Genomic DNA, 6,476 nt, shown 5'->3' on the forward strand with positions numbered 1-6,476 from the left:
CTATCAATTCCGCGGCGCCGATGTCGGCGCCTATGTGCAGGGCCGCGACGCCTTTCGCGCCCAGGATCCCGACAGCCTGCTGTCGATATCCACCAATTTCCGTTCCTGCGCTTCGATCCTCGCTTTCGTCAACGAGCGCTTCGAGGCCTTGCTGTCGGCCGACGGCCAACCCGGATTTACGGCCCTCGACCCGTTTCACGACGATCCCGGCGACGGCCTGTGCGTCGCGGCCCTCGACATCGCTGTCGCCGACGAAACCGGCAAGGCTACCGCCGAGCAACAGCGCGACGCCGAAGCCGACGCGGTGGCCGAGCTTTGCGCGCGCTTGATCGGCAGCCAGCCCATCATCGATCGGCGCAGCGGCACGCAACGCCTTTGTCAGCCGGGCGACATCGCCTTGCTGGCGCCAACCGGCGCCGAACTGTGGCGCTATGAGGAGGCGCTGGAGCGTCGCGGAATACCGGTGGCGACACAGGCCGGCAAGGGTCTCTTCCGCCGTCAGGAGGTCCAGGACCTGATCGCGCTGACCCGCGTTCTCGCCGACCGACGCGACACACTGGCGCTCGGCGCGCTGCTGCGCGGCCCGCTGGTCGGCCTCACCGAAGAGGAACTCCTGGACATCGTCTGGACACTGCCGCGTTCCGAGGAGCAGCCCGACCGAATTCCCCGTCTCGATCTTGGCGTCGATGCCGCCACCATCGATTATCCGCTTGCACGGGAGATCATCGAAAAGCTGCAGGCGCTCTACCGCCGAAGCAACAGCACGACGCCGCACGAGCTTCTCTCGCAAGCCGTAGACGTGATGCGGGTTCGTCCCCTTCTTCTCGAGCGTCATCGCGGCCAGGCCGAACGCGCGCTCGCCAATGTCGATCTCTATCTGAGCCTGTCGACCGGCTACGCCGTGCGCGGTCTTCGCGCCTTCGCCGAGGCGATGACCGCAGCCTGGAGCGACGAGGCGCGCGCTGTTGAGGGCCGGCCCGATGCGCAGGAAGAAGCCGTCGCACTCTTTACTATGCACGCGGCCAAGGGCCTCGAATGGCCAATCGTCATCCCCGTCAACACCATGACGGGTGTCATGTCGCCCGACAGCGCGGTGATCGACCGTCAGACCGACACATTCTATTGCCCGGTCCTTGGCATCGCGCCCGATGGTTATGAGGCCGCGCGCAAAACGGAAAAGGACGAGCTGGATCGCGAACGCATCCGGCTCTGGTATGTTGCAGCGACGCGCGCCCGCGAGCTCCTCGTTCTGCCCCGACTTGATACGACGCCCTCAAAATCGGCCTGGATAGGCCTGCTCGATCTGTCGCTCGCCGATCTTCCTGGCCTTGATGTCGCGCATCTGCCGCTCGGCGAGGCGGGCGCCGGCCCCGCCGCGGACAACTCCCAGACGCGCGACATCTTTGCTGCCGAGGCTTCGGCCATCGCCGCGCAGCAGACGCGCCTCGCTTGGCTGGTACCGAGCCGCGACGAGAACGCTTTGGGCGCGGTGCTTCGGGAAGAAGAGGCCGGAATGTGGATGAGCTCGGGCGATGATCAGCCGCGTGAGCTTGAGGCCCCGGTCGCCGTTCAGGGTGGCCGCGAACGCGGGCTGATCCTCCACAAGCTCATGGAGGAGGTCCTGACCGGGGAAACCGATCCAGCATCAGCCGCTCTCACCAAACGTGCCAGCGAGCTCATCCGAGCACTCGGCCGTTCGCCGGTCGCCAATCCGGCAACGGGTCTTTCAGCGGAGGAACTGGCTGGCTGTGTCGTTCGGACCCTGGCTCTGCCCGAGATCACGGCATTGCGGCCGGCGCTTCTGGCCGAGTTTCCCGTCTTCGCCGCTCGCGTGGACCATGGCGAGGAGACGGCCACCGTTGGTATCGCGGACGCGCTGACCCTGACTGCCGAGGGCCGCCCCGGCGTCGTCGTGGACTGGAAGAGCGACGTGAAGCCCGATCCCCAAACGCTCGATCACTATCGCTCGCAGGTCCGCGCCTATCTCGATATGACGGGCGCCGATCGGGGACTGATCGTGCTGATGACGACCGGCGCCATCATCACCGTCTCACCCTCGGCCCAGACGATGGCCGCCTGAAGCGAGGGACGATCGATGGCGTCACGGAACCTCACCGCGCAGGAAAGCAGCTTCTGCTGTCGCCAGCCGAAGTATGGTCTGCCCGCTTCGCCAGTTATCCGGCCGCTTGGCCCGGCGCGGTCCCACGATTCAGCCGCCCGGCGCCGGCCCGCTTCTCAAAGAAAATCTTATCGCAGCCTGCCACTTGCAGCCGCTCGATCTGGTTGGCCAAGTCTTGCGCCTCAGTGACACCGCGCATAGCCACCGGCAAATCCCGCATCCGAATAACTCAACAGCACCCCTCGCCGGGGGCGGTCTGTCCCGCGTCCCGCCTGCGGCGGCGCTATGCTGACGCTCCTTAGGCCGCCCTGCTGAACCGGCCTCGGGTCACGAACCGGCTCCGCAAACCAAATGACACTTGTCCGCTTGGCCGGATATTTCATGTGCTCCGCTTTGTACGCCCTCTTGGTTTGTCGCTGCTTTCGCGGCACCGCTAGGCGGCAGTTGCCAACAGCTAGATTTCCTCGTCCGAGAGTTTAAAGGCTTTAAATATCAGGTCGTCGTTCTTGCGGGCGAGCTCCACTCTCACGCTGCAACGATGCAACGACGCCTGTCGCGGTTGAACCACTCCTCCCACTCCGCTCGTTCTGCAAGCGGGAGATCGGCGTTGAAACACTTCCGAATTAAAGAGCTTCATGTACCATCATACAATGTATCAACTACAGCAATGTTACCAAAACTTAATATGAGTCCTTGGGCGCGGTCACGGAATGCTGCTTCCCTTGTCGGCGAGCCTGTGATGCCAGGCTAGTCTTAGTCTAAGAACTTCCCTTCAGAGTGCCAACGCCTCAATTGAATCGACGCCGAACCATTGTTGAAGCTTGGCCAAAGCTCCAGGCGATATGTCCTGGGTGAATAGCAACGTCAGGCGCCGTTTCGGCCTCGAACAGGCCACGTAAAATAAATTTCGGTTCCTCTCAAAAGCCGCCAGCTTGTTCGCGGGAACCGCCGCGCCCCCAGCCAACTCCAGCATTTCGCCGAAGTTATACTGGGCCCAACCACGACCGAGGACAACCAGAACGTTCTCGAATTCAGCGCCCTTGACGCCATGCTTGGTTTCGAATGGCGAATGTCCGTCGAGATATCTTCGCAGCGCTTTGACCTCCGCATAAGCAACCGGACGAAGCTTTTGCAGCTCGGCGAACGGTCGGGGCATCTCCACCCCACCATCCACGTCGAACGCAGCCAGCGCGTGTTGCAACTCCTCCACCCGATCTGGAAAGCGGGGCCGCTGCGACGCCATTAAGTGGTCGACAACATCGCCAACCGACCCATTGTCCCTAAGCGTCATGAGTATATCGAAAGAGGCGGTCCAAGCGGCCTTGTCCGCTTGGCGCTTCAGCACCGGCACCGTTCCACCCAGCGCCTCGAACATGGCGCCATAGCGCTTTCCAGCATAAGCGTCCGCGGCCGGCTCAAGCACGTCGACCAGGAAGGCGATTAGCCGGTTTTCTTTCTTGAGATAGGAGTCGTTGTACTGAAACGCTTGGGCGAGGTTCGAATAGCCCTGCTCACTCGCAAGGACCCGATGGGTCAGCATGAGGATTTTGGTTTGGTTGGGTGCAAGGTCCCAGCCGTCGGCAACCATCTTGGCTTTCGTGGCTTCGAGAGCCTGGTGCGCTACGTCAGATGGCAGATCACCGCCCCAATGTTGGCCTCCTTGCCGTTGCCCAACCCAGCCGTTTGTATGGAAGATGCGGACCCGACCAAGTTCGGCCGGGTCTTTGACAAACTGCGGCAACTCCGGACGCATCCGGTTGAGACATTCGACAATCGCATTCACCGAGCGAAAGTTCGCTTTCTTGCCGATCGGGGTGACGGCGTCGCCATTAAGCTCGCCACATCCATTGCCATAAATTTTCTGCCAGTGGTCCCCGAAGAACCCGAATAGCGGTGAATTTGGCTGGCCCAGGAAGTGCAGCTTGAGGGCCTCCACCCAGGCTTTATCGGTATCCTGATACTCATCAATCAAGATGATGGGGAAGCGATCAGCCATGATTTTCCGAAACTTCTGATTTTCCATCAGCGAGATGGTGAGCGGAATAACGTCGTCATGGTGAAGCGAAAGCACGTGCTCGCGCACCGCACGGTGGCCCAAACTGTATTCGACACCCCTATCACCTATGCCGCCAGCCTCCAGAAGCTTTTCCTGCCAACTCGGCATTTGCTGCACCAAAGCCTTAAGCTGCTTCTGGAAGCCGCCGATAAGCAGCCAGCAGAAGGCGTGGTTGGTGTTGCAGTAGATTATCGGACGCCTATCGGTTCGAGCTTCGATTTCGTTCTTTGCGACGTTCGTGAAGGTGATGCAGGCGATTTTCTGGCCACGCCGGGAAAAGTCCCGCTCATGCCGCTTCGTCAGGTATTTGAGCGCTTCGACCAGCGAGTAGGTCTTCCCGGCGCCGGCACCAGCCTCAAGGCGAAAACTCCGGCGGGCCTCAATGCACGCGAAGACCTCTTCGAGCGCTATGCGGCTTGCCTCTTCGGCAGGGGATTCGTGATTAGTCAACGGCGTCGCCTCCCGGAGCAGGCCCCGCCGGCGCCGCCGCGGCCGCAGCGGCCACGATCGCCAGTGCCGGATCGACGGGAGGCACGTAGTCGACTGCCAGCCAGCGAATGCCGTCAGCGAGATATTTTGGCGTCACCCAGCCTGTGATTTCGATGGCGTATTTCAACGCGAATTCCGATTTCTTCTGCACTGCGGCTAGATCGCGTGCAGCCGTTTCCTGCTGTTGCAGCGTCCCCGCTGTCAGGCCGAAAAGGTCTTGGTTGGCTAAAATGAAGGCATCTTCAAAGGTTCGCCCGCAAGGACCGCCGGCGACCTCCGGGACTTGATAGGCAATGCGCCCGCGACCGTTGGTTCTATCGTCGTCGGATTTTGCCATCACGCCGGCCAAGGTATGCGGATCGTCGGCACTGAACCACGCCTTCACGCACGCATTGCTGGATGCGGTGCCGAGATGGACGACACATGCAGCGCCGCCTGGGGCTACGACGGAATCCAAATCCGTGATGATCAGATAGTGGAGTTCGAGAAAATTGAGCAGATCGAAGAACAGATGCGCGTAGGCCCCGCCCACCTCCATGATGGTGAGATATTGGCTTGAGAGCTTAACCGCAGGCTCCAAGGCCTCCATTTTCCCGATGATGACCGGCAGTATGAGCCGTTCGCTGAGGCCTTCGACGAGAATGGCCTTGTCGGCGAAAAACAGATCGCAGCGAGTGAGAGTGAGATATTGGTGCAGAAACTGCCTGTCAGGCGCCGGCGTGCCGGCCAGCCCCTCGCGCAGATCTTTGATCTTAGTCTGTCGAATACCGGCATCGGCGCCCGGCACGTCGGCGCCGAGAAAATACCGGATACTCTCGAATCCTGCCGCGTTGGCGATGTGCGACGAGTGGGTGGATACCACAAACTGGACGGGCCAAGGGATAACACCCTCACCTGCGCCCGCCAGGTGAGCGGCGATTTTGCCCAATTGTTTTATAAAGACCTCCTGCATCTGAGGATGCAAATGGGCTTCAGGCTCCTCGATAAAGACGAGGTGAACGCCTGGCGTCTTCGGCTCGGCCTTAAACGCTTTGTGGAATTCCACGATCCTGAGCAAAATGAAAATCAGATTGCGTACCCCAAGTCCGTTGTAGGACTCGCGCAGTGTCACCCCGCCATACCCGGCGTATCGAACTTTTGTGAAGTTCGACAATAGCTTGCGGATATCAAGGATCGTCTCTGTCTGGAGCTCCTGGCCGCCCAATCCGGGGTAGCCGAAGCTGGTCAAGGTCGGCATTAGGTTCTGCAACTGGTGTCCGAAATTGCCGTCAATCTGGGTCTGAATGCCTTGCACAACGGTGGCAAGGGCTTCTGCAATAATCCTGTCGGCAGCGTCCGCGGTTGGGGAGGACGCCGTGACGAAGAGGCCTTCAAGAATCTTGGCGAGAACGTCCGTTTCTCGCGATGTCACATCATCCAAACCCCGTTGCGCGTTGATGAAACCGGTCCTGACCAGGCTACGGAGAGCCGAGGGCTGCAACTGGCGGAAGTTTGTCGGGTCGTTCGGATCTTCCGCCCGGATCCTGAGTGCGAAATTGCCGGGAATCCTTTCGCGCAGCCCAACAAGGAACGCCTTGCGGGATGCATCGTCCAGCGACCCATCAGGGAGCCCGTCAAAAAGGGCGCCTATTCCGCCGCCCTTCAGCTCGTAGCGAAGCACGATCAAAGCCTCGCTTTCGGCGGGATCGAGATCCACAACGAACGGCGCCAGCGGACCAAGTTCCAGGGCGTTGGGATCATACGTACAATGCAGACGCAATTCGATGGCTGGGAGGAGTGCGCGGACGTTGTCTTCTTGCTGGCCGGCAAGAT

3 protein-coding genes are annotated in these 6,476 nt (G+C 60.8%); 1 reads left to right on the forward strand and 2 read right to left on the reverse strand.

Features of this window, described 5'->3' with window-relative positions; genetic code table 11:
• Positions 1–2,080: 3'-5' exonuclease (locus EOA79_RS28170; RefSeq protein ID WP_281060303.1), on the forward strand; the 2,080-nt coding region annotated here is incomplete at its 5' end.
• 811 nt (positions 2,081–2,891) lie between these two features.
• Here the strand turns inward: EOA79_RS28170 and EOA79_RS28175 are convergent.
• Both EOA79_RS28175 and EOA79_RS28180 read right to left on the reverse strand, forming a co-directional pair.
• On the reverse strand, positions 2,892–4,625 hold the full coding sequence (locus EOA79_RS28175; RefSeq protein WP_128161241.1) for a UvrD-helicase domain-containing protein: 1,734 nt from the start codon (positions 4,623–4,625) through the stop codon (positions 2,892–2,894).
• Positions 4,618–6,476, reverse strand: a 1,859-nt coding sequence (locus EOA79_RS28180; RefSeq protein ID WP_128293492.1) for an AAA family ATPase, incomplete at its 5' end; no start/stop codon positions are given. The genes EOA79_RS28180 and EOA79_RS28175, both read right to left, overlap by 8 nt.

It is taken from the genome of Mesorhizobium sp. M1A.F.Ca.IN.020.03.2.1, from assembly GCF_004023205.1.
Lineage (GTDB): Bacteria > Pseudomonadota > Alphaproteobacteria > Rhizobiales > Rhizobiaceae > Mesorhizobium.